The organism is Pseudomonas sp. S4_EA_1b, from assembly GCF_016307435.1.
Lineage (GTDB): Bacteria > Pseudomonadota > Gammaproteobacteria > Pseudomonadales > Pseudomonadaceae > Aquipseudomonas > Aquipseudomonas rhodesiae.
The window spans coordinates 7,970-31,049 of the sequence record NZ_JAEILC010000041.1 but is presented as its reverse complement, the minus strand read 5'-3'; the positions used below and the strand labels follow the sequence as shown (position 1 = coordinate 31,049).

The window sequence follows — 23,080 nt, the reverse complement described above, 5'->3', positions numbered from 1 at the left end:
AACCACCTAAACCACCTAAAGTGGATGTGCCTGGGGGAGGGAAAGTGGATGGGCCTAAGCCAGGAGACGTTTCAACACCAAAGTCGGGAGACGGTGGCAAGACCGATTACGATCAAACTTACATTGATAAACAAGTGGGTAAATTTGAAGGGGAAGGACAGGTCCTTGGTCAGAAAGAACCTGGGTCTGCTCCCACTACAGAGACCACTCTTACTCCAGAACAGGTTGAATATAGAGACGCACAGCAGAAGAAGTGGCAAGCTGAACAAGACGCAAAAAAGCGGGATCAGTTATTTGCACAGCCGACCTCAGGTCACATAGACGGAAAGACGCCTGAACCATTTTCGCAGAGCGGCCTTGAAGAAAGCGTCGAGACGGTATTGAAGGCGGGGAAAGAAGGCCGAGCGCTACCACTTCAGATACGCAATATGGTCAAGACCGCATTGATTAATGCGCCGATCACCGCGCTCTTCGCGGCTCCCGCGACACTTGCCTCCAACGTCGCTTACGAGTATCTAAAACCCAAAATTAATCCACCGGCGACTCCGGCCACAGAGCAGCATGTTATGGAGTCGCAATTGGTCGAAAATGCTCAGAGGAACGTGTTTATGTTAATGAATACGTATGCTGCTCTTGGTTCACAAAAGGGCATTGAACCCAGTGTAGAGTGGTTGTCCAAGACAAATGATGAACGTATGGACTACCTTGATGAGATGCTTAATTTCCTTGAGGTGGAGTTTGCTAAATTAGCAGGAAAGGATGGCCCTGAATCTCAGCCTCCGAAACTAGGCGCACAAGCAGATGATATCAAGGGTCGGGCCATTGGTATGCAGACGAGAATCGCATACCTTAAAGGGCTGTTGGACGTTATAAAGTCCAAGCAACAGTGAATGCTGGCGATACGCATCGTGTAGTGGGCTGTTCCGAAGGAACTGTTCATAAGCAGTTGCTCGGTTAAACGGGGCAACTGCTTTCACTGTTGTTCAGCAATAGCACACCCTAAGTAGGGGCACTATAACTGTCCTCACCTAGGGTGTGTTTTTTCAGCAGTTACCTGTATTCGCCGAGGCGCACACGCTAGGTGCAGGCCCCCGCTACTGCGCTGGGCGTCTGCTGTATAAAAGGTGCGATTTCCCGCCCCCTGCGCTAACCTGCCTCGATGTTTTACGAGGTCAACTATGCACATTCATATTCTCGGTATTTGCGGCACGTTCATGGGCTCGATGGCGGTTCTGGCCAAAGAGCTGGGCCATCATGTCACCGGCTCCGATGCCAATGTTTACCCACCCATGAGCACGCAACTGGAAGCTCAGGGCATTGAGTTGACCCAAGGCTACGACCCGGCGCAATTCGATCCGGTCCCGGACCTGGTCGTGATCGGCAACGCCATGTCCCGTGGCAACCCGGCGGTCGAGTACGTGCTCAATAAAGGCTTACCTTATGTGTCCGGCCCGCAGTGGCTGGCGGATCATGTGTTGCAAGGTCGCTGGGTATTGGCTGTTGCGGGCACCCACGGCAAGACCACCACCAGCAGCATGCTGGCCTGGGTGTTGGAGCATGCGGGCATGAGCCCGGGCTTCCTGATCGGCGGCGTGCCGCAGAACTTCTCGGTATCGGCGCGTCTGGGCCAGACCCCGTTTTTCGTGATCGAGGCGGATGAATACGACAGCGCTTTCTTCGACAAGCGTTCCAAGTTCGTGCACTACCGCCCGCGCACAGCGATATTGAACAATTTGGAATTCGATCACGCGGATATCTTCCCTGATCTGGCGGCGATCGAACGGCAGTTCCACCATTTGGTGCGCACCATTCCGAGCGAGGGCCTGGTGATCCACCCGACCACCGAACCGGCCCTGCAGCGAGTGATCGACATGGGCTGCTGGACCCCGGTGCAAACCACCGGTGTTGGCGGCCAGTGGCAGGTCAAGTTGCTCAGTGACGACGGCTCGCGATTTGAGGTGCTGTTCGAAGGCGAGGCCCAAGGTGTTGTCGATTGGGACATGACCGGTCAGCACAACGTGGCCAACGCATTGGTGACCCTGGCGGCGGCGCGGCATGTGGGCGTGGTTCCGGCCATGGGCATTGTGGCGTTGAGCGCATTTAAAAGCGTGAAGCGCCGGATGGAAAAAGTCGCCGACGTGAATGGCATTACCATCTACGATGACTTTGCCCACCACCCGACGGCCATCGCCACCACCCTCGACGGCCTGCGCAAACAGGTCGGTGATGCGCCGATCATCGCCATTGTCGAACCGCGCTCCAATTCCATGAAGCTCGGCGCCCACCGCGACGGCTTGCCGGAAAGCGTCAATGATGCCGACCAGGCCGTGTGGTACGCCCCGGCCAACCTCGGCTGGGACCTGCCGGCCATTGCCGCGCAGTGCACAGTGCCTTCGCAAGTGTGCGACTCCATCGAAGGCATCATTGCGTTCGTCAAACAAAAAGCCACGCCGGGCACCCATGTGGTGGTCATGAGCAACGGCGGTTTCGGCGGCCTGCATGGCAAACTGGCCGAGGCCCTGAAATGAGCGGGCCGGAACGCGTCACCCTGGCGATGACCGGCGCATCCGGCGCCCCCTATGGCTTGCGCTTGCTCGATTGCCTGGTGCGCGAGGACCGGGAGGTGCACTTCTTGATTTCCAAAGCCGCGCAATTGGTGCTGGCCACCGAGACCGATGTGGCGCTGCCCGCCAAGGTGCAATCGATGCAAGCCTTTCTCACCGAGTACACCGGTGCGGCGGCGGGGCAGATCAAGGTCTACGGCAAGGAAGATTGGATGTCGCCGGTGGCCTCGGGCTCCGGAGCCCCGGCGGCGATGGTGGTGGTGCCGTGTTCTACCGGCACCTTGTCGGCGATTGCCACAGGCGCCTGCAACAATTTGATCGAGCGCGCGGCGGACGTGACCTTGAAGGAGCGGCGCCAACTGATCCTGGTGCCGCGCGAGGCGCCGTATTCGAGCATTCACCTGGAGCACATGCTCAAGCTATCGAATATGGGCGTGACGATTTTGCCGGCGTCGCCAGGCTTCTATCACCAGCCGCAAACCATCGATGATCTGGTGGATTTTGTAGTGGCGCGCATTCTCAATCTGTTGAATATTCCCCAAGACATGCTGCCGCGGTGGGGCGAGCACCATTTGAGCAGCGATGAATAAGGCGCTGCTGGTGCTGCTGGCGTTGCACCTGACCGGCTGCGCCACGGCGCGCACGTTGGACGCAGCCAAGCCGAACGCGCCGGTGGTGTATGCCGGCACGCGTTTGGATTTATATGCGATGAATGGCGGCTGCTGCGCCAAGGACCGGTTTGGGGCCGAGGCGCCGAGCTATCCCGGCGTCGACCTGCCGGCCAGTGCGTTGCTCGACACCTTGCTGTTGCCACTGTCGGTGTTGACGGTGCTGGGGGTGGGGTTCAACGCCACGGGCGGGCTTTAACCTGGGTTTATAGCTCAGTTGTTCTTCCGCCATCGGGGGCAAGCCCCCTCCCATATTTGGGGTTATTTACCGAGCTTGCGCAGTTCGTCCGACTCCACCACCCGCACCCCGTCTTGCTCTTCCAGTGCCAAGCGCCACATGGCGCGGGCCAGTTCGCACACTTCGATGCCGTGGTATTTACCCGGAATCAGACGCGACAGCGGGCCGGCCAGTTGTTCGGCCAGGCGCGGTTTGAGGCGTTCGCCCAGCAGCAACGATGGGCGCACGATGGTCAGTTGTGGCCAGTCCTGAGCTTTGAGCGCTTCTTCCATTTCCCCTTTCACGCGGTTGTAGAAGATCGAAGACTTCGGATCGGCGCCAATCGCGCTGATCACGATCAGGTGTCGCGCGCCCATTTCCCGGGCTCGCTTGGCGAAAGCCACCACCATGTCCAGGTCCACCGCGCGGAACGCTTCTTCGGAGCCTGCTTGCTTGATGGTGGTGCCCAGGCAGCAGAAAGCAATGTCTACCTGGCCGCTGAGCCGGGGCAGGAACACCGCCGGGTCGCCCACTGGGTTTTCCAGGCGCGGATGTTCGGCCAACGGTTTGCGGCTGGGCGCAAGTACACGGGTGACGGTGGGTTCGTTGAGCAGGCGGTCGAGCAGGTGTTCGCCCGTTAGGCCGGAGGCTCCGGCAAGCAAAATATGCTGAGGTGTCAGGTACATGGTGTTTCCCCCTTGTTACACGGTTCAGCTTAGTTGCCTTTGGCTTCCTTGCTATTCATTGAGACGCTTTCGAGCGCCTTTCGTGCCTGCTGTTTACGCAAGAGTTGCCAATGGGCGATCACGCCTTTGGGAGCCCAGATCTGCGGCTCGGACGCTTCGAAGTTGTCCGCCTGCTCGCGTTCGCTCACATGCCCTTGGGCCAGCTTGAAGGCCTGTTGCAAATCGTCGGTCTGGTTGAGCGCCTGGGCGAAGAGGGCGTCGCCGAAGTAGGTAAAGTCGGCTTCTTCGGAACAACCGAAGGACACGCGGTCGGCGCGCGACGCCGTCATGATCAGGGTGCGGTCGTCTTTCAGCGCGGGGATGAACCCGCCGGAGTAACAGGCGGAAATCACAATAATTTTGTCGCGGTTTTTCAGCGGCGCCATTACGGCCGCCAGTTCGTCGGCGGGCAGGTCGGCCAGCTCCATGCGCGGTTGGTCCAGTACCAGTTCATGTTCATGGGTGCCGTGGCTGGTCAGGTAGATGAACACCAGGTCTTCCGGCCCAGTGCGATCAGCCAGGGTTTGCACGGAGCGGCGCAGGCTCTCTCGGGTGGCCAGCGGGCGGTCGGCGATGTGGTCGCGGTGATTGACCAGGCGAATTTGCCCGCGTGCGCCAAAGCGGATCGCCAGCAGATTGCTGACGTAATCGGCTTCGCGCAGGAACACGCTCTGTTTGCCGTCACCGGCCAACACCAGGGTGTACAGCTCGACGGCGGGGGTGGAGGCCGGTACGGCCGCGAGAGCGGCATCTAGCAGATGGCCTTGGCCCAGAACGCCGATTTCCAACGGGTCGGGTAATAACTTGCCCTCCGCGTCGCGTACGCGCATGCCATTGACCCAGGTGCCGGCCTGTACGGTGCCGTCGGTGAGTACGAGGGTGCCACGGCCCTGGTAGTTATCGCTGTCGAAGCCACCGATATAGAAACTGCCGTCGGTGAGGTTCAAGCGGCCTTGTCCACTAAAGCGCCAGTCGGCGAACTCGCCGACATAGTGGCTGCCATCCGCGCCGATCAACTCGCCCTTACCGGTCAGCGCGCCTTCCTTGAACTGGCCGATCCATACGTCACCATCGGCGTTTTCGTAACGGCCCTTGCCGTTGAGCTGGTTCTGTTTGAATTGGCCGATGTAGATGTCGCCATCGGCGCTGTTGAAGGTGCCGTTGCCTTCCAGTTGGCCATCGACGAAGTGGCCGCTGAACTGGTTGCCGCTGTCGTCGTTGCGCTGGCCTTCGCCATTGGGTTTGCCGTGGGCGAACTGGCCTTGATACTGGCTGCCGTCGGCCAGTTCCAGGCGACCGAGGCCGGAATATTGGTCGTCCTTGAACTCGCCACGGTAGGTCATCTGCCCTTCTTTGAGGGTGCCTTCGCCATGGCGACGACCGTTCTTGAACCCGCCCACATACTGGCTGCCAGCGGTGGTCAGGCTGCCTTGGCCGTCGAACAGGCCCTGCTTGAACTGCCCTTTATAGACCTCGCCGTTACTGCCATGCCATTCACCCTGACCGTGCCACTGGCCCTTGTCGAACGTGCCGGCGTACCAACTGCCGTTGGGGTAATCCACGCGGCCCTGGCCTTGCAGCAAACCATTGACCACATCGCCCCGGTAACGGCCGCCATCGGGCAGGCGCGCATCCGGCGGCAACAGCGATTCGCCATCTCCGCAAGCGGTGAGCAACAGGACAAGGGCAAGGGGGGCGAGTGGGCGCATAGCGGGATCCGGATAATTGAGCGCCGAGTATGCCGCAGCTGCGAGTTTCATACATAAATTTACATACCCTGTGGTGAGTGTGCGTGCCTCACCACAGGCAAACCCTTATACGAAGCAGAGCGATAGGGACTCGGCAATGTAAGCGGGTTTTTCCTGGCCTTCGATCTCCAGGGTGGCGGTGGCCTTGAACAGCCATTGGCCGGGCTTTTTCTCGGTGACGTCAGTGAGCGTGACGTTCAGGCGTACCTTGGAATTGACTTTCACCGGCTGGATGAAGCGCACGCTGTCGAGGCCATAATTGATCGCCATTTTCAGGCCCTCAGGCACGATCAGGATGTCTTCCATCAACTTCGGCATCAGTGACAGCGACAGAAACCCATGGGCGATGGTGCTGCCGAACGGCGTCTGCGCGGCCTTGACCGGGTCGACGTGGATGAACTGATGATCGCCGGTGGCCTCCGCGAACAGGTTGATACGGGCCTGGTCGATGGTGAGCCATTCGGAACGTCCCAGTTCCTTGCCGACATAATCGTTGAGCTGCGCTACGGGTACATAGGGCATTGCGTCTCTCCTTGGTTCATCGGTTTTATCCCGGCACAGCCATGTATTTATCCAGTGGCGGCGGGGCTTTTATGGGTGACAGAGATCCACTGTAGATCATCATGGCCCATCAGCTCGGTCAACCCACCATGCTTATGGCGAATGCCTGGGCATAGCGCCAGCGTGCTTATAATGCGGACGGGTTTTAAAGGGGAGAGGACGGATGCTGTTACGTGGCCTGACGTGGCTGGTGCTGTTTCAACTGATCGGCACGGCGCTCAATCATTTGCTGTTGCCGGTTCTGCCGGGGCCCATCATTGGCCTGCTGCTGATGCTTGGCTTTCTGGTGTGGCGCGGCGAGGTGGGTGAGCCCTTGAGCCTGGCCGCCAGCAGCCTGTTGCGCTACCTGCCGTTGCTGCTGGTGCCGCCGGCAGTCGGGGTGATGGTGTATGCCAAGGCTATTGCTGCGGATTTCTGGGCTATTGTCGGCGCCCTCGTGTTGTCGCTGGTAATTGCCATGGCCGTGATCGGCGTGATGATGGAGCGTTTGGCCAAGCGGCATGCCAGTGAGGAGGAGGGCCAATGATCTTCGACTGGCACGGAGCCTGGACGGCAGTGATTCATCATCCCTTGTTCGGGATCGGTATCACCCTGGGCGCCTATCAACTGGTGCTGGCGGGCTTCGAGAAAACCCGCTGGATCTTCCTGCAACCGGTGTTGGTGTCGATGCTGCTGGTGATCGGTGTGTTGCTCAGCTGTGGCCTGAGCTACGCCGAGTACCGCAAGAGCACCGAGATCATGGGCATCCTCTTGGGCCCGGCGACGGTGGCCCTGGCAGTGCCGCTGTACCTGAATCTGCGGCGGATTCGCCAATTGTTCTGGCCGATTTTTACTACGCTGGTGATAGGTGGGGTCTTCGCCACCGGTCTGTGCGTGCTGCTGGGATGGTGGTTTGGCGCCGAACACATGGTGCTGATGACCATGGCGCCCAAGTCGGTGACGTCGCCGATTGCCATGCTGGTGGCCGAGCAGATCGGCGGCGTGGCGGCGCTGGCGGCGGTATTTGTGTTGATCACCGGCGTGGTCGGCGCGATGGTCGGCCCGGCGTTGTTGTCGCGTCTGGGCGTTCAAAGCGCCGAGGCGCGTGGCATGGCCCTGGGCATGACTGCCCATGCCGTCGGTACTTCGGTGGCCTTGCAGGAAAGCGAAGAGTGTGGCGCCTTCGCGGCGCTTGCCATGAGCTTGATGGGCGTGGCTACGGCGGTGTTCCTGCCGCTGGCCGTGTCGGTCATTGTTTAAACCGGGTTTAAGGAACGCTTTATGAATCTGGCGCTGTTTCCACTCAATACCGTGCTGTTTCCTGGCTGCACGCTCGACCTGCAGATCTTCGAGGCGCGCTACCTCGATATGATCGGGCGCTGTATGAAGAAGGGCGAAGGTTTCGGGGTGGTGTGCATCCTTGGAGAAGCCAGGGCCGACGATATGACGGACGCTTACGCAGTGGTCGGTTGTGAAGCGCTGATCCGCGACTTCAAACAGCAGGACAACGGCCTGCTGGGCATTCGGGTTGAGGGCGGGCGACGTTTTCATGTATCTGACGTCACGGTGCAGAAAGACCAGTTGCTGGTGGGCGAGGTGCGCTGGCTGGATGAGCAACCGGACAGCGCCCTTGAAGAAGAGGACGAAGACCTGCTGGCCTTGCTTCAGGTCCTGGCCGAACACCCGATGGTCGCCTCATTGGACATGGACACCAACGCTCAGGGCCAACAAGCGTTGGCCAACCAGCTGGCGTATTTGCTGCCGTTCACCGATGACGACAAGATCAAGCTGCTGGAAATGGACAGTCCGCAACAGCGCCTGGATATGATCCAAGTCCTGCTCGACGAACTTCAGGGCGAGCTGTTCACTTAATAGGCGTAGCGCAACAGGGCATGGGATGTGCCCGCCAGCGCGATAAAACTCAGCACCGCCACCAGCGCCGGTAGTAGCAGCCACCAAGTTTTCCGTGGCATGGCGGGCAAGGGGCTTCGATATTCGCTAAGCCCCAGGCTGAACGCGCACACCGTCATTGCCAGCAACGTGCCGGCGAGGATGTCCGTGGGCCAATGGGCGCCGAGGTAGACCCGCGACAGTGCGATGAATGCCGCCGGAATACAGCCCAGCAGCATCCAGGTCAGGCGTAGCCGCGTGGGCTGGCCGCGACCGGCCAGGACCGCCAACGCCAGGAAAAACGCGAACGCGCCGGACGCATGGCCGCTGGGCATGCTGAAACTGGTCAATGGGTCTGTGAGGATTTCCGGGCGGCCGCGAGCGAAAAACAGTTTGGTCCCGGTATTGATAAGCGCAGACCCCGCCAGCGTGGCACCGACAAACAGCGCATGACGCCATTGCCGCGCCAATACCAGCAAGCCGGTAAACACCGCACTGGCGAAAAACATTTTTTTGAATTCGCCCAGTTGGGTGATCCGCACCATTACTTCATCCAGCCAAGGGCTGCGATGCTCCTGCACCAGCGCACTCAGGCCATGGTCAAAATTGTCCAGCGAGTGATAGCCGATAAACAGCGCGATCAATAACGTCAGGCTGGCGCCGCCTATCCATAACGTGGCGCGACGATGCCCCCGCAGGCTGCTATTCAGGCTTAGCCCGATCACGACCGCAAGGCACCCTGCGACCACCGCCGCTTCCGGCCAGAACCCTTCCGGCAACGGCAAGCGGAACGCGGCGCCGGTCGCCCAACCCGGCAGCAAATAGGCCACCGACCAACCCGCCGCCGCCAGAATGCTCACCCCGGCGAAACGCGGGAACGGCATGTCGCACATGCCGGCCACCATCGGCAGCATGGGGCGTAGCGGGCCGATAAAACGGCCGACCAGCAGGCTGGCGATCCCGTATTTGTGAAAGTAGGTCTCGGCGCCGTTCATCCATTCGGGGTGATGACGTAAGCCGGGCAAACGCCGTATGTTCTGATGGAAATGTCGTCCCAGAAAGTAGGAAACCCCATCGCCGAGCAAGCCGCCGAGGAACCCCAGCAGCAGCGTCTCGCTCAAGGACAGCGCGCCGCTACCGGCCAAGGCGGCGATAGCGAACAGCAGCACCGTACCCGGTACGATCAAGCCGGCAATCGCCAGGCACTCCACGCACGCGACGATGAACACCGCCACGGCCAGCCATTGAGGGTTGATGCTCAGCCAGCCGGTAATGCTATCGAGCCATTGGCCCATACAATCCACTCCATCGGTGTTCTTGGGAATTCACAGCAAAAAATAGTCGCGGCCTTCGACCTGGCCTCGGCGCAACGGGTTCCGCGTGCAATAAGGCGCGTAGCCAGCATCGACGAAGCGGTACATCAGGTGTTCGTCACGCCCGCTGGGGATGCCCAGGCGGGTGGTCTGGATGATCTGCGTCGGGGTCTGGCCGACGTCTTCGACGTAAAGCAGTTCTTGGTCAAACCGTTTGGCGTCCCACATCGGCACCTTCAGCCCCAGCGCCTTGCACAACAGCGTCTGGCCCGCGCACAGTTTGTGCGAGGGGCGGGGCAGACCTTTGGCGTCCGGGTTGTTCAACAGCATCTGCGCCAGGCTGGCTGGGCCGGCGATTGCGTCGACCCATGGATAGGCGGATTTGATCAGCACCGCATTGCCTGGGCCATGGGCGCTGAAATTCAGAGAATCGCCGCCACGGGCGTAATACATGTAGATGTGCCCCCCATCCAGAAACAAAGCCTTACGCTTTTCTGTGTAACCGAGAGACGCGTGGCTGCCCTTTTCGGCCGCGTAATAAGCTTCGGTTTCGATAATTCGCGCCGAAAGCCAGGTTTCGCCGACTCGGTGGCGAATGACTTTTCCGAGCAATTCACGCGCGAGCACTTGCGCATCGCGGTCGAAGAAGCTGTCGGGCAGGGCGCTGGCGGGGGTTGGAAGAGCGGAACTGGGCATGGCGTCGGCAGTTATTACGGCTAAATGTGACCGGATGATAACAACTCCCACCTTAATTACGGCTGAAGCTCATGTTTTTACAGTTCATTTCGACCATCCGCCCCTCACCGCTGTCAGTCGGGCGGCGTCACGGCTATAATCTGCCGCTTTCCTCTTTGCCAAGACTCCCCGACCATGACTGAGTCCGTTCTTGACTACATGACCCGCCTGGGTCGCGCTGCCCGCCAGGCGTCGCGGTTGATCGCCCGTGCGAGCACTGCGCAGAAAAATCGCGCCCTGCTGGCGGCCGCCGACGCTCTGGATGCCTCGCGCTCCGAGCTGACCGCCGCCAACGAACAGGATCTGGCCAACGGCCGTGCCAATGGCCTGGAGCCGGCCCTGCTGGACCGCCTGGCACTGACCCCGGCGCGTATCGACGACATGATCGAAGGCCTGCGTCAGGTAGCCAAGCTGCCTGACCCCATCGGTGAAATCCGCGATATGCGTTACCTGCCGTCCGGCATCCAGGTGGGCAAGATGCGCGTGCCCCTGGGCGTGATCGGCATCATCTACGAGTCGCGTCCTAACGTGACCATCGACGCCGCAAGCCTGTGCCTCAAATCCGGCAACGCCACCATCCTGCGCGGCGGCTCCGAGGCTATCCATTCCAACCGTGCCATCGCCGCGTGCATCCAGCAGGGCCTGGCCGTGGCCGAGTTGCCGGCCGAAGTGGTGCAAGTGGTGGAAACCACCGACCGCGCCGCCGTTGGCGCGTTGATCACCATGCCGGAATTCGTCGACGTCATCGTGCCGCGCGGCGGCAAGAGCCTGATCGAACGCGTGAGCCGCGATGCCAAGGTGCCAGTGATCAAGCATCTGGACGGCGTGTGCCATGTGTACATCGACATTGCGGCCGATATCGACAAGGCGATCCGCATCGCCGACAACGCCAAGACCCATCGCTACGCGCCATGCAACACCATGGAAACCCTGTTGGTGCACGCCGGCATCGCCGAGCGCGTATTGCCGCCGTTGGCCGCGATCTACCGCGACAAGGGCGTTGAACTGCGCGGTTGCGAGCGTACCCGCGCGTTGCTGGGCGCCGACGTGATCGAAGCCACCGAGCAGGACTGGTACACCGAATACACGGCGCCGATCCTATCGATCCGCATCGTTGACGACCTGGATCAGGCCATCGAGCACATCAACACCTACGGTTCCAAGCACACCGATGCGATCGTGTCCGAGCATTTCAGCGATGCCCGGCGCTTCCTCACCGAAGTGGACTCCGCTTCGGTGATGGTCAATGCCTCGACGCGCTTTGCCGACGGTTTCGAGTACGGCTTGGGCGCGGAGATCGGGATTTCCACCGATAAGCTCCACGCACGTGGCCCGGTGGGCCTGGAAGGCCTGACCAGCGAGAAGTACGTGGTGTTCGGCGACGGACACGTGCGCACTTGATGGCTAAGCGCATTGGGCTGCTCGGCGGTACCTTCGACCCTGTGCACATCGGCCATCTGCGCAGCGCTCTGGAAGTGGCGGACGCAATGGCGCTGGATGAACTGCGCCTGATCCCCAATTTCCGGCCGCCCCATCGCGACACCCCGCAAGTGTCGCCCCAGCAGCGTCTGGAAATGGTGCGTCTGGCGGTGGAAGGCATTGCACCGTTGGTGGTGGACGACCGCGAGCTCAAGCGCGATAAACCGTCCTACACTGTCGACACCCTGGAACTGATGCGCGCCGAACTGGCCGCGGACGACCAGTTGTTTCTGCTTTTGGGCTGGGACGCATTTTGCGGCCTGCCCTCTTGGCATCGCTGGGAGGATCTCCTCCAGCATTGCCACATCCTGGTTTTGCAACGCCCGGATGCCGACAGCGAACCGCCGGATGCCTTGCGCAACCTGCTGGCCGCGCGGTCGGTAAGTGACCCCTTGGCCCTGACCGGGCCGAACGGGAATATTGCATTCGTCTGGCAGACCCCGCTTGCGGTGTCCGCCACCCAGATCCGTCAACTGCTGGCCAGCGGTAAGTCGGTACGGTTCCTGGTGCCTGACGCGGTCCTGGCCTACATCGATGCGCACGGGCTTTACCGTGCGTCGAACTGAAAAGGCGTGCTTGAAGGTACGAACAGTCGTACAGCGAGCGCCCGAACATACGAGCAAAACGAGTTTTATATGACCAACAAAGACGTAAGCAAAGTTAAGCGCAAAGGCACGTTCAAAAGCGCCCCTCTGCCTGTAGAAGCCCACACCGGTCCGGAACTGGTAGGCGAAGAGCTGGTGAAAGTCGCCGTGGCGGCCCTGGAAGACGTGAAGGCCCAGGACATCCAGGTGCTGGACGTGCGCGACAAGCAGAGCATCACCGACTACATGATCATCGCCACCGGTACCTCCAACCGCCAGATCGGCGCGATGCTGGACAAAGTGCGCGAAGCCGTCAAAGCCCAGGGCGTCAAGCCGTTGGGTGAAGAAGGCAAGGGCGACAGTGATTGGGTGCTGCTGGACATGGACGACGTGATCGTCCACATGATGACCTCCAACGCTCGCCAGTTCTACGACCTGGAGCGTCTGTGGAAAGGCGCCGAGCAGAGCCGTGCCGCCGATGGCAAGCACCACAGCCCGGAAGTGGGCCACGCTCACTTCGACAAGCTCAACAAAGACCAGGAATAAGGAACGGCTGTGCGCCTGCGTCTGATTGCTGTCGGTTCACGCATGCCCAAGTGGGTGGAAGAAGGCTGGCACGAGTATGCCAAGCGTCTGCCCGCCGAGTTGTCGCTGGAACTGGTGGAAATACCGCTCAACACCCGGGGCAAGAATGCCGACGTGGCGCGCTTTATCCGTCAGGAAGGCGAAGCCATGCTGGCCAAGGTCGGCCCCAATGAGCGTATCGTCACCCTCGAAGTGCACGGCAAGCCCTGGAGCACCGAGCAGTTGGCGGTGGAGCTGGATCGCTGGCGCCTGGACTCGCGCACGGTCAACTTCATGGTCGGTGGCCCCGAAGGGCTGGCGCCGGAAGTCTGCGCGCGGGCGGACCAGCGCTGGTCGCTGTCGGCACTGACGTTGCCGCACCCGTTGGTAAGGATTCTGATCGGTGAACAGCTGTATCGCGCCTGGACAGTTCTGTCCGGGCACCCTTACCACAAATAGTCTGCGCCCCTCCCGATGACTCAGCCGATCCGCATCAAGGACCATGAGAAAGACGCACGTCTGGTACGTGCGCGCGTGGTGTTTGGCGCGATCATGGTGGTGGCGCTGATCGGGGTGTTGATTGCGCGCCTGTATTTCCTGCAGGTGATCCAGTACGACTATCACTCCACGCTGTCGGAAAACAACCGGGTGCATGTGCAGCCGATTCCGCCGACCCGTGGGCTGATTTTCGACCGCAATGGCGTTGTCGTGGCGGATAACCGGCCCAGCTTCAGCCTGAGCATGACCCGCGAACGTTCCGGCGATTGGCAGCAAGTGCTCGACGTGATCGTCGAAGTCCTGCAGCTGACGCCGGAAGACCGGGTGATCTTCGAAAAACGCATGAGGCAGGGGCGCCGGCCATTCGAGCCGGTGCCGATTCTGTTCGAGCTGACCGAAGAGCAGATCGCGCGGATCGCGGTGAACCAGTTCCGTCTGCCGGGGGTGGAAGTGGTGGCGCAGTTGGTGCGGCACTACCCGCAAGGGCCGCACTTTGCTCACTCCGTCGGCTATATGGGGCGCATCAACGAGAAAGAACTGAAAACCCTCGATCCGGTGAATTACAGCGGCACCCATCATATCGGCAAGACCGGCATCGAGCGTTTCTACGAGCCCGAGCTGCATGGCCAGGTGGGTTACGAAGAAGTTGAAACCAACGCCCGCGGCCGTGTGCTGCGCGTGCTCAAGCGTACCGACCCGGTGCCGGGCAAGGACATCGTACTGAGCCTGGACATCAAGCTGCAGGAAGCGGCCGAGATGGCGTTGGGCGGCCGACGCGGCGCGGTGGTGGCGCTGGACCCGAAGACGGGCGAAGTGCTGGCCATGGTCAGTCAACCCAGCTTCGACCCGAACCTGTTCGTGACCGGTATCAGCTTCAAGGCGTACGCCGAGCTGCGTGATTCCATCGACCGGCCGTTGTTCAACCGTGTGCTGCGTGGCTTGTACCCACCGGGTTCGACCATCAAACCGGCGGTGGCGATTGCCGGCCTGGACGCTGGCGTGGTGACCGCTTCCAGCCGGGTGTACGACCCCGGTTACTACATGCTGCCCAATTACGATCACAAGTACCGTAACTGGAACCGTACCGGTGACGGTTATGTCGACCTGGACACCGCAATCATGCGCTCCAACGACACTTACTTTTATGACCTTGCCCACAAGCTGGGCATTGATCGTCTGTCTGCCTACATGGGCAAGTTCGGGCTCGGTCAGAAAGTTTCCCTGGACATGTTCGAAGAATCGCCAGGCTTGATGCCATCGCGGGAATGGAAGCGCGCGACCCGCCGCCAGGCGTGGTTCCCGGGGGAAACCCTGATCCTGGGGATCGGCCAGGGCTATATGCAGGCCACGCCGCTGCAACTGGCTCAGGCCACGGCGCTGGTGGCCAACAAGGGCGTGTGGAACCGTCCGCACCTGGCCAAGACCATCGAAGGCGAGAAGCCGGTGGATGACAACCCGATCCCGGACATTGTGCTGCGCGACCCGTCGGACTGGACCAAGGTCAACCACGGCATGCAGCAGGTGATGCACGGTGCGCGCGGCACCGCGCGCAAGGCGGCGATCGGTGCGCAATATCGTATCGCCGGCAAGAGTGGTACCGCCCAGGTGGTGGCGATCAAGCAAGGCGAGAAATACGACCGTTCCAAGGTTCAGGAACGTCACCGCGACCACGCCTTGTTTGTCGGTTTTGCGCCGGCGGACGACCCGAAAATTGTGGTGGCCGTGATGGTCGAGAACGGCGAGTCCGGCTCCGGCGTCGCCGCGCCCGTGGTGCGCCAGGTGATGGACGCCTGGCTTCTGGCCGAGGACGGCAGGCTCAAGCCTGAATATGGCGGCCCCCCTTCAAGCCCCGAGGTTACGGCCAGTGAAGAGTAATTTTGACCGCATCCTCTCCAGCGAGGATGTGATGCGTCGCCGTGCGACGTTGCTGCAACGCATGCACATCGACGGCCCGTTGCTGATCCTGTTGCTGACCCTCGCGGCCGGCAGTCTGTTTGTACTGTATTCGGCCAGTGGCAAGAACTGGGACCTGCTGATCAAGCAAGCGTCGTCGTTCGGCCTGGGCCTGTTGTCGATGGTGGTGATCGCTCAGTTGGAGCCGCGCTTCATGGCGCGCTGGGTGCCGCTGGGCTATGTGGCGGGGGTGTTGCTGCTGGTGGTGGTGGACGTGATGGGCCACAACGCCATGGGCGCGACGCGGTGGATCAACATCCCAGGGGTGATTCGCTTCCAGCCGTCGGAATTCATGAAGATCCTGATGCCGGCTACCATCGCCTGGTACCTGTCCAAGCGCACCCTGCCGCCGCAGCTCAAACACGTAGGCATCAGCCTGATCCTGATCGGCGTACCGTTTATCCTGATTGTGCGCCAGCCCGACCTCGGCACCTCGCTGCTGATCCTGGCCGGCGGTGCGTTCGTGCTGTTTATGGGCGGGTTGCGCTGGCGCTGGATCCTCAGCGTGCTGGCCGCTGCGGTGCCGGTGGCGGTGGCGATGTGGTTCTTCTTTATGCACGACTATCAAAAGCAACGGATCCTGACGTTCCTCGATCCGGAAAGCGATCCCTTGGGCACCGGCTGGAACATCATCCAGTCCAAGGCGGCAATCGGTTCGGGTGGGGTCTTTGGCAAAGGCTGGTTGCTGGGTACCCAGTCGCACTTGGACTTTCTGCCCGAGAGCCACACCGACTTCATCATCGCCGTATTGGGCGAAGAGTTCGGCCTGGTGGGGATCTGCGCGTTGCTGCTGATCTACCTGTTGTTGATCGGGCGTGGCCTGGTGATTACCGCGCAAGCGCAGACGCTGTTCGGCAAATTGCTTGCCGGCGCGCTGACCATGACGTTTTTTGTTTACGTTTTCGTCAACATCGGTATGGTCAGTGGCCTGTTACCGGTGGTTGGGGTGCCGTTGCCATTCATTAGCTACGGCGGAACTTCGCTGGTGACATTGCTGTCAGCGTTTGGGGTTTTGATGTCGATTCATACGCATCGCAAGTGGATCGCACAGGTTTGAATAAGGTGAAGATGTCAATGCAAGTAATGCGCGGCTGGGCGACTCGGCATGCGTCCTGGGTGGGCCTTATCGGGCTGCTGGGGGCAACGCAGGAGACCCTGGCCGGTGACTACGATGGTTCACCTCAGGTCGCCGAGTTTGTCGGTGAAATGACCCGCGACTACGGTTTCGCCGGTGAGCAGTTGATGGGCGTGTTCCGCGAGGCCCAGCGCAAGCAGGCGATCCTCGACGCCATTTCCCGCCCTGCTGAACGTGTGAAACAGTGGAAAGAATATCGCCCGATGTTCCTCACCGACGCCCGCGTGGCCCGCGGTGTGGACTTCTGGCGCGAGCACGAGGCCGCCCTGGCCCGCGCCGAACAGGAATACGGTGTGCCGGCCCAGGTGATTGTGTCGATCATCGGCATCGAAACCTTCTACGGGCGCAACACCGGCAGCTACCGGGTGATCGACGCGTTGTCGACCCTGGGCTTCGATTACCCGCCCCGTGCCGACTTCTTCCGCAAGGAACTGCGCGAATTCCTGCTGCTGGCCCGCGAAGAGCAGGTCGATCCACTGACCCTAAAGGGCTCCTACGCCGGAGCGATGGGCTTGCCGCAATTCATGCCGAGCAGCTTTCGCGCTTACGCGGTGGATTTCGATAACGACGGCCACATCAATATCTGGAGCAACCCCGACGATGCCATCGGCAGCGTGGCCAGCTACTTCAAGCGCCACGGCTGGGTTGCCGGCGAGCCGGTGGTGGTCCGCGCGGATGTCACCGGGGAGCGCGCCGACGAAGGCCTGACCCAGGGGATCGAGCCGGCCAAGACCGTCGGGGAGTTGCGGGCGCTGGGTTGGTCGAGTCAGAATGCGCCACACGACGACACGCCGGTAACGGCATTCCGCCTGGAAGGCGAAAATGGCCCTGAATACTGGATGGGCCTGAAGAATTTCTACGCAATCACGCGTTATAACCGCAGTGTGATGTACGCCATGGCCGTGCATCAGCTGTCAGACATGCTGGTCCAAGCACGGGGCAACAAGTAATGCGGGCATCGCCGTTCAATAAACCGCTCAAGCTGGTGGCGTTCACCGCGTTGTCCTTGCTGGTTGTCAGTTGTTCCACCAGCCGCGCGCCGACGCAGAAGTCCGGCGGCGCGGTGGTTCGGTCCCAACCGGGCCTGGACATCAACCGCGCACACAAAGACGGCGCGCCGTGGTGGGACGTGGATGTCTCGAAAATCCCGGACGCCACGCCGACCCTGCACACCGGCGCCTACAAGGCCAACCCGTACACCGTACTGGGCAAGACCTACTTTCCGCTGCAAGAGTCCAAGACCTACGTGCAGTCCGGCACAGCCTCCTGGTATGGCACCAAGTTCCATGGCCAGAACACCGCCAATGGCGAAGTGTATGACCTGTACGGCATGAGCGCGGCCCACAAGACCTTGCCGTTGCCCAGCTATGTACGCGTGACCAACCTGGACAACCACCGCACGGTGATCCTGCGGGTCAATGACCGTGGGCCGTTCTACTCGGACCGTATCATCGACTTGTCCTACGCCGCCGCCAAAAAGCTTGGCTACGCCGAAACCGGCACTGCGCGGGTCAAGGTCGAAGGCATCGATCCGGCGCAGTATTGGGCTCAGCGTGGCAAGCCGGCGCCGTTGATGCTCAACGAGCCGCAGACCCCGCAACCGCAGATCACCGCATCGGCCGGTAAGGTCGAACAGTGGACGCCGCCACCGCAACAGCACGCCCCAGACACCGTGGCCGTGCCCCAGGCCGCGCCGGGTGCTTCCCTGGCGGGCGGGCAGTACCTGCAGGTCGGCGCTTTCGCCAACCCGGATGCGGCGGAACTGTTAAGGTCCAAACTCAGCAGCATGGTCAATGCGCCGGTCTTCATCAGTTCCATCGTGCGCAACCAGCAAACCTTGCACCGCGTGCGGATGGGCCCGATTGGCTCGCCGAGCGAGGTGGCGCAAGTGCAGAACAGTGTGCGTCTGGCCAACCTGGGGCAACCCAGTGTGGTCACCGCCGAGTAAGCAGTAACGGATTGATAGTTCAGGCACGTACGCGGGCTTGAACTCTGGTTGTTGGCTCGTTTGAACAATAAAAACCCGGGAGCAAGGGGTGAGCGGGCAACCGAACACGCGACAGTCTGGTAGCGGGCTGTCTGAATAAGTTTTGCCCGCGAGGGCAAGTTTCCATAAGCAATTTCGAGAGACGGATGAACATCACCACCTTAGCCAAACGCACGTGCCTGCTTATCTCGCTGATCATCACCCCGGCCGCCTGGGCGGTTGAAATGGTGCCGGCTTCACCGCAACTGGCCGCCAAGGCCTGGGTGCTCATGGATGCCGCCAGCGGCAACGTGCTGGTCGAGAACAACGGTGACCAGCGCCTGCCGCCGGCCAGCCTGACCAAGCTGATGACCGCCTATATCGCGACCCTGGAAATCCGTCGCGGCCAGATCGGCGAAAACGACCCAGTGACCGTCAGCGAAAACGCCTGGCGTACCGGCGGTTCGCGGATGTTCATCAAGGTGGGCTCCCAAGTCACCGTCAGCGACCTGCTGCACGGCATCATCATCCAGTCCGGTAACGACGCCAGCGTCGCCCTGGCCGAGCACATCGCCGGCAGCGAAGACGCGTTCGCCGACATGATGAACAAAACCGTGGCCGATCTGGGCATGACCAACAGCCACTTCATGAACCCGACCGGTCTGCCGAACCCAGAGCACTACTCGTCGGCCCATGACATGGCGATCCTGGCGCGCGCGATCATCCGCGTCGACCCGGTGCACTACGCGATCTACTCCCAGAAGGAGTTCTTCTGGAACAACATCAAACAGCCTAACCGCAACCTGCTGCTGTGGCGCGACAAGACCGTCGACGGTCTGAAAACCGGTCACACCGAAGAGGCCGGCTACTGCATGGTGTCCTCGGCGGTACGTGACGGCCAACGCCTGATCGCCGTGGTGTTCGGTACCAACAGCGAACAGGCCCGTGCGGCCGAGACGCAAAAGCTGCTGACCTACGGTTTCCGTTTCTTCGAAACCCAGACCTTCTACCAGAAGGGTGCTGAGCTTGCGACCGCCCCGGTGTGGAAAGGCGCGGCTTCCCAAGTCAAGGCCGGCCTGGCCGAAGACCTGACCCTGACCATGCCTAAAGGCCAGCTGAAAAAGCTCGCTGCCAGCATGACCATGAATCCGCAATTGGTCGCGCCAATCGCCAAGGGCGATGTGATCGGTAAAGTCGAAGTGAAACTGGACGACAAGGTGGTGCACAGCGCCGACCTGATCGCGCTGGACGCCGTCGACGAGGGTGGTATCTTCCGCCGCGTGTGGGATAGCATCCGTCTATTCTTCTACGGCTTGTTCAACTGATTGTGTGCACCTGCAAAGCCCCGCGTTGAACCGACGCGGGGCTTTGCCGTCGCCACGGCTTACCGCTTACGAGGCCGTTCTGCCATGACCGATAAAGAAGTGAAGGCGCCTAAGATCGAGTTCCCGGTGACGGATTATCCCGTCAAGGTGATCAGCGATACCGGTGTTGGCAACAAAGACAAGATCCTCGACATCGTGCGTAAACACGCCACGATCAACGACAACCGTGTGGACGAGCGCTCCAGTACCAACGGTAAATACACCACGATCCAGTTGCACATCGTGGCGACGGATCAGGACCAGCTCTACAACATCAACAGTGAACTGCGGGCCACCGGCTTCGTACACATGGTGTTGTGATGTCGCAGGTCCTGGGCTTTCGTGAACTTGGCCAGATGGCCTACGAGCCCGTCTGGCATGCCATGCAGCGCTTCACCAACGAGCGCGGCACCTCGGCGCCGGATGAGGTCTGGCTGGTGGAACATCCACCGGTGTTCACCCAGGGCCAGGCCGGCAAGGCCGAACATCTGTTGCTGCCGGGGGAGATTCCGGTGGTGCAGGTCGACCGGGGTGGCCAAGTGACTTACCATGGCCCCGGTCAGCTTGTGGCTTACCTATTGTTGGATGTGCGCAAGCTGGGGTTTGGTGTGCGTGATCTGGTCAGCCGCATCGAGGCGTGCCTGATCGAGCTATTGGCCAGTTACGGCGTCACCGCCGCGGCCAAGCCCGATGCTCCGGGGGTGTATGTGGATGGCGCGAAAATCGCTTCCCTAGGGCTGCGGATTCGCCACGGTTGTTCCTTTCATGGCCTGGCCCTGAACGTGGACATGGACCTGGCGCCCTTCCGGCGCATCAACCCGTGCGGTTATGCCGGGTTAGCGATGACACAGCTGAGCGAGCATGTGACACCGATTAAATTTGCCGAGGTAAGTGCCCGGCTGCGCGCGCAGCTCGTCAAACACCTCGACTATGCTGAGCAGACGACCCTTACGGGCGGAATCGACTGACTATGACTACTGATGCAGTGCAAACCATGATCCCGACGCTGGACGTAACCGAGCGTCCGGCCCCGGCCCCGCGTGCCAAGGTGGAAGCCGGCGTCAAGCTGCGCGGCGCCGAGAAGGTTGCACGCATCCCGGTAAAGATCATTCCGACCACCGAACTGCCGAAAAAGCCTGACTGGATCCGCGTGCGCATCCCTGTCTCGCCGGAAGTCGACCGTATCAAAGCCCTGCTGCGCAAACACAAGCTGCACAGTGTGTGCGAAGAAGCCTCCTGCCCGAACCTGGGTGAGTGTTTCTCCGGCGGCACCGCCACGTTCATGATCATGGGTGACATCTGCACCCGCCGTTGCCCGTTCTGCGACGTCGGCCACGGCCGGCCGAAGCCACTGGACGTCAACGAGCCGGAAAGCCTGGCCATCGCCATCGCCGACCTCAAACTCAAGTACGTGGTGATCACTTCGGTGGACCGCGACGATTTGCGTGACGGCGGTGCCCAGCACTTTGCCGACTGCATTCGCGAAATTCGCAAACTGTCGCCGAACGTTGTGCTCGAAACCCTGGTGCCGGACTACCGTGGCCGTATGGACGTGGCGTTGGAAATCACCGCCGCCGAGCCGCCGGATGTGTTCAACCACAACCTGGAAACCGTGCCACGCCTGTACAAGGCCGCGCGTCCCGGTTCGGACTACCAGTGGTCATTGACCCTGCTGCAGAAGTTCAAGCAGATGATGCCGCACATCCCGACCAAATCCGGCCTGATGCTGGGCCTGGGCGAGACCGATGAGGAAGTGATCGAAGTCATGAAGCGCATGCGCGAACACGACATCGACATGCTGACCTTGGGCCAGTACCTGCAACCGTCGCGTAACCACTTGCCGGTGCAGCGTTTCGTGCACCCGGACACCTTCGCCTGGTTCGCTGAGGAAGGCTACAAGATGGGCTTCAAAAACGTGGCATCGGGCCCGCTGGTGCGTTCTTCGTACCACGCCGACGAGCAGGCCAAGCTGGTCAAGGCAAGCCTGATCTCCTGATCGGAGTTTAAATCCGGAATGCGAGGGGCTTATGTGGGAGGGGGCTTGCCCCCGATAGCGAAAGGCCAGTCACTCATGTGCTGCCTGATCCACCGCTATCGGGCCAAGCCCCCTCCCACATTTCGTTGTGCGTTAACCAGGGAGAGTTGTGTATGACAACCGCCGTTCCAGCCCTTCGTTCTGAAGGCACCATCGCCCTGATCGCTCCCGCCGGTCCCGCCGCGCTGAATGTTGAAAAGGCCGGCCGATGGATGCGCACCCGCGGCTACGACCTGCGGATTTTCCCTGGGGTGTATGAGCGCGACGGCTACCTTGCCGGCAGCGATGAGGTGCGCTTGCGTGACCTGCACGCCGCCTTCGCCGACCCTGAAATCGATGCGATCTTCTGCCTGCGGGGCGGCTACGGCACGCCACGGCTGTTGGACTGTCTGGACTTCGACCTGCTGCGCGCCAACCCCAAACCCTTCGTCGGCTACAGCGACATCACCGCCTTGCACCTGGCCATCAACCGCTACGCGGGCTTCGTGACGTTTCATGGGCCAATGCTCAATGCCGACCTGTTGGGCGACAAGCAGCAACCCACCGAGTCCTCACTGTTCAGCCTGCTGCGTGGTCAACTGGGCGCGGGCAACCTCATCACGCACCCTGCGGCCTACCCGCTGACCACCATTGAGCCTGGCATCGCCTGTGGGCGCTTGCTGGGGGGCAACCTGTCGATGATTGCGGCGGTGATGGGCACGCCTTACGAAATCGACGCGCAGGGCATCATCCTGTTTATCGAAGACGTCAACGAGCCGATCTACCGCATCGATCGTCTGCTCACGCATTTGCGCCTGGCGGGTAAGTTGGCTCAGGTAGCTGGGGTGCTGGTCGGGGACGTGGCGGGTGTGGATAACGTCGCGCTGGAGCGCCTGCTCAAACAGACATTTGAACCGTTATGCATTCCGGTGCTGGCCGGCTGGCGCAGTGGACATTGCGATCCGAACCTGACCCTGCCGATGGGCGCGTTGGTGCGGCTGGATGCGGGGGAGCAGCGGGTGGTGTTGGAGCAGGATGTGGTCGTTACACTTTGAATCTGGGATCACTCGCTAAACCGCCATCGGGGGCAAGCCCCCTCCCACATTGATCAGTGATCGACATG

The 23,080-nt window shown here is 61.0% G+C and carries 25 protein-coding genes; 20 read left to right on the top strand and 5 right to left on the bottom strand.

The window, feature by feature from the left end; all coding sequences use genetic code 11:
- From YA0848_RS14420 to YA0848_RS14405, 4 genes are all read left to right on the top strand, one after another.
- Positions 1-890, top strand: an 890-nt coding sequence (locus YA0848_RS14420) for a hypothetical protein (protein WP_198731342.1), incomplete at its 5' end; no start/stop codon positions are given.
- 288 nt (positions 891-1,178) lie between these two features.
- Positions 1,179-2,528 (top strand): UDP-N-acetylmuramate:L-alanyl-gamma-D-glutamyl-meso-diaminopimelate ligase, encoded by a 1,350-nt coding sequence (gene mpl, locus YA0848_RS14415; RefSeq protein ID WP_047882934.1) that lies wholly within the window; start codon positions 1,179-1,181, stop codon positions 2,526-2,528.
- Entirely contained in the window at positions 2,525-3,154 is a 630-nt protein-coding gene (ubiX, locus tag YA0848_RS14410; RefSeq protein WP_034100928.1) for a flavin prenyltransferase UbiX, read from the top strand. Before mpl ends, ubiX begins: the two co-directional genes overlap by 4 nt.
- Positions 3,147-3,431 (top strand): YceK/YidQ family lipoprotein, encoded by a 285-nt coding sequence (locus YA0848_RS14405; RefSeq protein ID WP_034100927.1) that lies wholly within the window; start codon positions 3,147-3,149, stop codon positions 3,429-3,431. Before ubiX ends, YA0848_RS14405 begins: the two co-directional genes overlap by 8 nt.
- Before the next feature lie 62 nt (positions 3,432-3,493).
- Here YA0848_RS14405 and YA0848_RS14400 read toward each other — a convergent pair whose 3' ends face one another.
- The 3 genes from YA0848_RS14400 to YA0848_RS14390 form a co-directional block, all read right to left on the bottom strand.
- On the bottom strand, positions 3,494-4,135 hold the full coding sequence (locus tag YA0848_RS14400; RefSeq protein WP_034100926.1) for an oxidoreductase: 642 nt from the start codon (positions 4,133-4,135) through the stop codon (positions 3,494-3,496).
- 29 nt (positions 4,136-4,164) lie between these two features.
- Positions 4,165-5,883 carry a C13 family peptidase gene (locus YA0848_RS14395; protein ID WP_169868459.1) on the bottom strand — a complete coding sequence of 573 codons (1,719 nt, stop codon included), beginning with the start codon at positions 5,881-5,883 and terminating at the stop codon, positions 4,165-4,167.
- Positions 5,884-5,988: 105 nt separating this feature from the next.
- Entirely contained in the window at positions 5,989-6,444 is a 456-nt protein-coding gene (locus tag YA0848_RS14390) for a MaoC family dehydratase (protein ID WP_034100924.1), read from the bottom strand.
- A gap of 202 nt (positions 6,445-6,646) precedes the next feature.
- Between YA0848_RS14390 and YA0848_RS14385 the strand changes: the two genes are divergently transcribed.
- From YA0848_RS14385 to YA0848_RS14375, 3 genes are read left to right on the top strand one after another with little or no spacing between them, the layout of a single operon-like run.
- On the top strand, positions 6,647-7,009 hold the full coding sequence (locus YA0848_RS14385; RefSeq protein WP_034100923.1) for a CidA/LrgA family protein: 363 nt from the start codon (positions 6,647-6,649) through the stop codon (positions 7,007-7,009).
- Positions 7,006-7,722 carry an LrgB family protein gene (locus YA0848_RS14380; protein WP_034115213.1) on the top strand — a complete coding sequence of 239 codons (717 nt, stop codon included), beginning with the start codon at positions 7,006-7,008 and terminating at the stop codon, positions 7,720-7,722. The genes YA0848_RS14385 and YA0848_RS14380 overlap by 4 nt, the downstream gene beginning before the upstream one ends.
- A 21-nt stretch (positions 7,723-7,743) precedes the next feature.
- Positions 7,744-8,334 (top strand): LON peptidase substrate-binding domain-containing protein, encoded by a 591-nt coding sequence (locus YA0848_RS14375; protein ID WP_034100921.1) that lies wholly within the window; start codon positions 7,744-7,746, stop codon positions 8,332-8,334.
- On the opposite strand, the gene YA0848_RS14370 is transcribed toward YA0848_RS14375, so the two are convergent.
- Both YA0848_RS14370 and YA0848_RS14365 read right to left on the bottom strand, forming a co-directional pair.
- Positions 8,331-9,647, bottom strand: a complete 1,317-nt coding sequence (locus tag YA0848_RS14370; RefSeq protein ID WP_047882936.1) for a bifunctional DedA family/phosphatase PAP2 family protein — start codon at positions 9,645-9,647, stop codon at positions 8,331-8,333. The genes YA0848_RS14375 and YA0848_RS14370 overlap by 4 nt on opposite strands.
- A gap of 30 nt (positions 9,648-9,677) precedes the next feature.
- Positions 9,678-10,361, bottom strand: a complete 684-nt coding sequence (locus YA0848_RS14365) for a DNA-3-methyladenine glycosylase (protein WP_034100919.1) — start codon at positions 10,359-10,361, stop codon at positions 9,678-9,680.
- A gap of 174 nt (positions 10,362-10,535) precedes the next feature.
- Between YA0848_RS14365 and YA0848_RS14360 the strand changes: the two genes are divergently transcribed.
- From YA0848_RS14360 to YA0848_RS14300, 13 genes are all read left to right on the top strand, one after another.
- Entirely contained in the window at positions 10,536-11,801 is a 1,266-nt protein-coding gene (locus YA0848_RS14360) for a glutamate-5-semialdehyde dehydrogenase (RefSeq protein WP_034100918.1), read from the top strand.
- Positions 11,801-12,445, top strand: a complete 645-nt coding sequence (gene nadD / locus YA0848_RS14355; RefSeq protein WP_034100917.1) for a nicotinate-nucleotide adenylyltransferase — start codon at positions 11,801-11,803, stop codon at positions 12,443-12,445. Before YA0848_RS14360 ends, nadD begins: the two co-directional genes overlap by 1 nt.
- Before the next feature lie 69 nt (positions 12,446-12,514).
- The gene (gene rsfS, locus YA0848_RS14350; protein ID WP_034100916.1) at positions 12,515-13,009 is read left to right on the top strand and encodes a ribosome silencing factor; all 495 of its coding nucleotides are present in this window, start codon (positions 12,515-12,517) and stop codon (positions 13,007-13,009) included.
- A gap of 9 nt (positions 13,010-13,018) precedes the next feature.
- Positions 13,019-13,486, top strand: a complete 468-nt coding sequence (gene rlmH / locus YA0848_RS14345) for a 23S rRNA (pseudouridine(1915)-N(3))-methyltransferase RlmH (protein WP_003176297.1) — start codon at positions 13,019-13,021, stop codon at positions 13,484-13,486.
- 15 nt (positions 13,487-13,501) lie between these two features.
- Positions 13,502-15,400, top strand: a complete 1,899-nt coding sequence (gene mrdA, locus YA0848_RS14340) for a penicillin-binding protein 2 (RefSeq protein WP_034100915.1) — start codon at positions 13,502-13,504, stop codon at positions 15,398-15,400.
- A 31-nt stretch (positions 15,401-15,431) separates the two neighbouring features.
- Positions 15,432-16,535, top strand: coding sequence for a rod shape-determining protein RodA (gene rodA, locus YA0848_RS14335; protein ID WP_015886065.1), 1,104 nt, complete (start codon positions 15,432-15,434; stop codon positions 16,533-16,535).
- A gap of 17 nt (positions 16,536-16,552) precedes the next feature.
- Positions 16,553-17,563 (top strand): lytic murein transglycosylase B, encoded by a 1,011-nt coding sequence (mltB, locus tag YA0848_RS14330; RefSeq protein WP_034100913.1) that lies wholly within the window; start codon positions 16,553-16,555, stop codon positions 17,561-17,563.
- Positions 17,563-18,561 carry a septal ring lytic transglycosylase RlpA family protein gene (locus YA0848_RS14325; protein ID WP_034100912.1) on the top strand — a complete coding sequence of 333 codons (999 nt, stop codon included), beginning with the start codon at positions 17,563-17,565 and terminating at the stop codon, positions 18,559-18,561. Before mltB ends, YA0848_RS14325 begins: the two co-directional genes overlap by 1 nt.
- Before the next feature lie 185 nt (positions 18,562-18,746).
- Positions 18,747-19,904, top strand: a complete 1,158-nt coding sequence (locus tag YA0848_RS14320) for a D-alanyl-D-alanine carboxypeptidase family protein (RefSeq protein ID WP_034100911.1) — start codon at positions 18,747-18,749, stop codon at positions 19,902-19,904.
- An 84-nt stretch (positions 19,905-19,988) separates the two neighbouring features.
- Positions 19,989-20,264 carry a DUF493 domain-containing protein gene (locus YA0848_RS14315; protein WP_034100910.1) on the top strand — a complete coding sequence of 92 codons (276 nt, stop codon included), beginning with the start codon at positions 19,989-19,991 and terminating at the stop codon, positions 20,262-20,264.
- Complete coding sequence (gene lipB / locus YA0848_RS14310) at positions 20,264-20,911, top strand: lipoyl(octanoyl) transferase LipB (RefSeq protein WP_034100909.1); 648 nt, start codon at positions 20,264-20,266, stop codon at positions 20,909-20,911. Before YA0848_RS14315 ends, lipB begins: the two co-directional genes overlap by 1 nt.
- A gap of 26 nt (positions 20,912-20,937) precedes the next feature.
- Positions 20,938-21,939 (top strand): lipoyl synthase, encoded by a 1,002-nt coding sequence (gene lipA, locus YA0848_RS14305; RefSeq protein WP_162276709.1) that lies wholly within the window; start codon positions 20,938-20,940, stop codon positions 21,937-21,939.
- Positions 21,940-22,091: 152 nt separating this feature from the next.
- Positions 22,092-23,012 (top strand): S66 peptidase family protein, encoded by a 921-nt coding sequence (locus YA0848_RS14300; protein WP_034115204.1) that lies wholly within the window; start codon positions 22,092-22,094, stop codon positions 23,010-23,012.
- The last annotated feature ends 68 nt before the right edge of the window (positions 23,013-23,080 follow it).

Bases quoted from the DNA above. Each gene is read 5' to 3' on its own strand.
- mpl (WP_047882934.1), top strand. From the start codon at position 1,179: ATGCACATTCATATTCTCGGTATTTGCGGCACGTTCATGGGCTCGATG.
- ubiX (WP_034100928.1), top strand. From the start codon at position 2,525: ATGAGCGGGCCGGAACGCGTCACCCTGGCGATGACCGGCGCATCCGGC.
- YA0848_RS14405 (WP_034100927.1), top strand. From the start codon at position 3,147: ATGAATAAGGCGCTGCTGGTGCTGCTGGCGTTGCACCTGACCGGCTGC.
- YA0848_RS14400 (WP_034100926.1), bottom strand. From the start codon at position 4,135: ATGTACCTGACACCTCAGCATATTTTGCTTGCCGGAGCCTCCGGCCTA.
- YA0848_RS14395 (WP_169868459.1), bottom strand. From the start codon at position 5,883: ATGCGCCCACTCGCCCCCCTTGCCCTTGTCCTGTTGCTCACCGCTTGC.
- YA0848_RS14390 (WP_034100924.1), bottom strand. From the start codon at position 6,444: ATGCCCTATGTACCCGTAGCGCAGCTCAACGATTATGTCGGCAAGGAA.
- YA0848_RS14385 (WP_034100923.1), top strand. From the start codon at position 6,647: ATGCTGTTACGTGGCCTGACGTGGCTGGTGCTGTTTCAACTGATCGGC.
- YA0848_RS14380 (WP_034115213.1), top strand. From the start codon at position 7,006: ATGATCTTCGACTGGCACGGAGCCTGGACGGCAGTGATTCATCATCCC.
- YA0848_RS14375 (WP_034100921.1), top strand. From the start codon at position 7,744: ATGAATCTGGCGCTGTTTCCACTCAATACCGTGCTGTTTCCTGGCTGC.
- YA0848_RS14370 (WP_047882936.1), bottom strand. From the start codon at position 9,647: ATGGGCCAATGGCTCGATAGCATTACCGGCTGGCTGAGCATCAACCCT.
- YA0848_RS14365 (WP_034100919.1), bottom strand. From the start codon at position 10,361: ATGCCCAGTTCCGCTCTTCCAACCCCCGCCAGCGCCCTGCCCGACAGC.
- YA0848_RS14360 (WP_034100918.1), top strand. From the start codon at position 10,536: ATGACTGAGTCCGTTCTTGACTACATGACCCGCCTGGGTCGCGCTGCC.
- nadD (WP_034100917.1), top strand. From the start codon at position 11,801: ATGGCTAAGCGCATTGGGCTGCTCGGCGGTACCTTCGACCCTGTGCAC.
- rsfS (WP_034100916.1), top strand. From the start codon at position 12,515: ATGACCAACAAAGACGTAAGCAAAGTTAAGCGCAAAGGCACGTTCAAA.
- mrdA (WP_034100915.1), top strand. From the start codon at position 13,502: ATGACTCAGCCGATCCGCATCAAGGACCATGAGAAAGACGCACGTCTG.
- rodA (WP_015886065.1), top strand. From the start codon at position 15,432: ATGCGTCGCCGTGCGACGTTGCTGCAACGCATGCACATCGACGGCCCG.
- mltB (WP_034100913.1), top strand. From the start codon at position 16,553: ATGCAAGTAATGCGCGGCTGGGCGACTCGGCATGCGTCCTGGGTGGGC.
- YA0848_RS14325 (WP_034100912.1), top strand. From the start codon at position 17,563: ATGCGGGCATCGCCGTTCAATAAACCGCTCAAGCTGGTGGCGTTCACC.
- YA0848_RS14320 (WP_034100911.1), top strand. From the start codon at position 18,747: ATGAACATCACCACCTTAGCCAAACGCACGTGCCTGCTTATCTCGCTG.
- YA0848_RS14315 (WP_034100910.1), top strand. From the start codon at position 19,989: ATGACCGATAAAGAAGTGAAGGCGCCTAAGATCGAGTTCCCGGTGACG.
- lipB (WP_034100909.1), top strand. From the start codon at position 20,264: ATGTCGCAGGTCCTGGGCTTTCGTGAACTTGGCCAGATGGCCTACGAG.
- lipA (WP_162276709.1), top strand. From the start codon at position 20,938: ATGATCCCGACGCTGGACGTAACCGAGCGTCCGGCCCCGGCCCCGCGT.
- YA0848_RS14300 (WP_034115204.1), top strand. From the start codon at position 22,092: ATGACAACCGCCGTTCCAGCCCTTCGTTCTGAAGGCACCATCGCCCTG.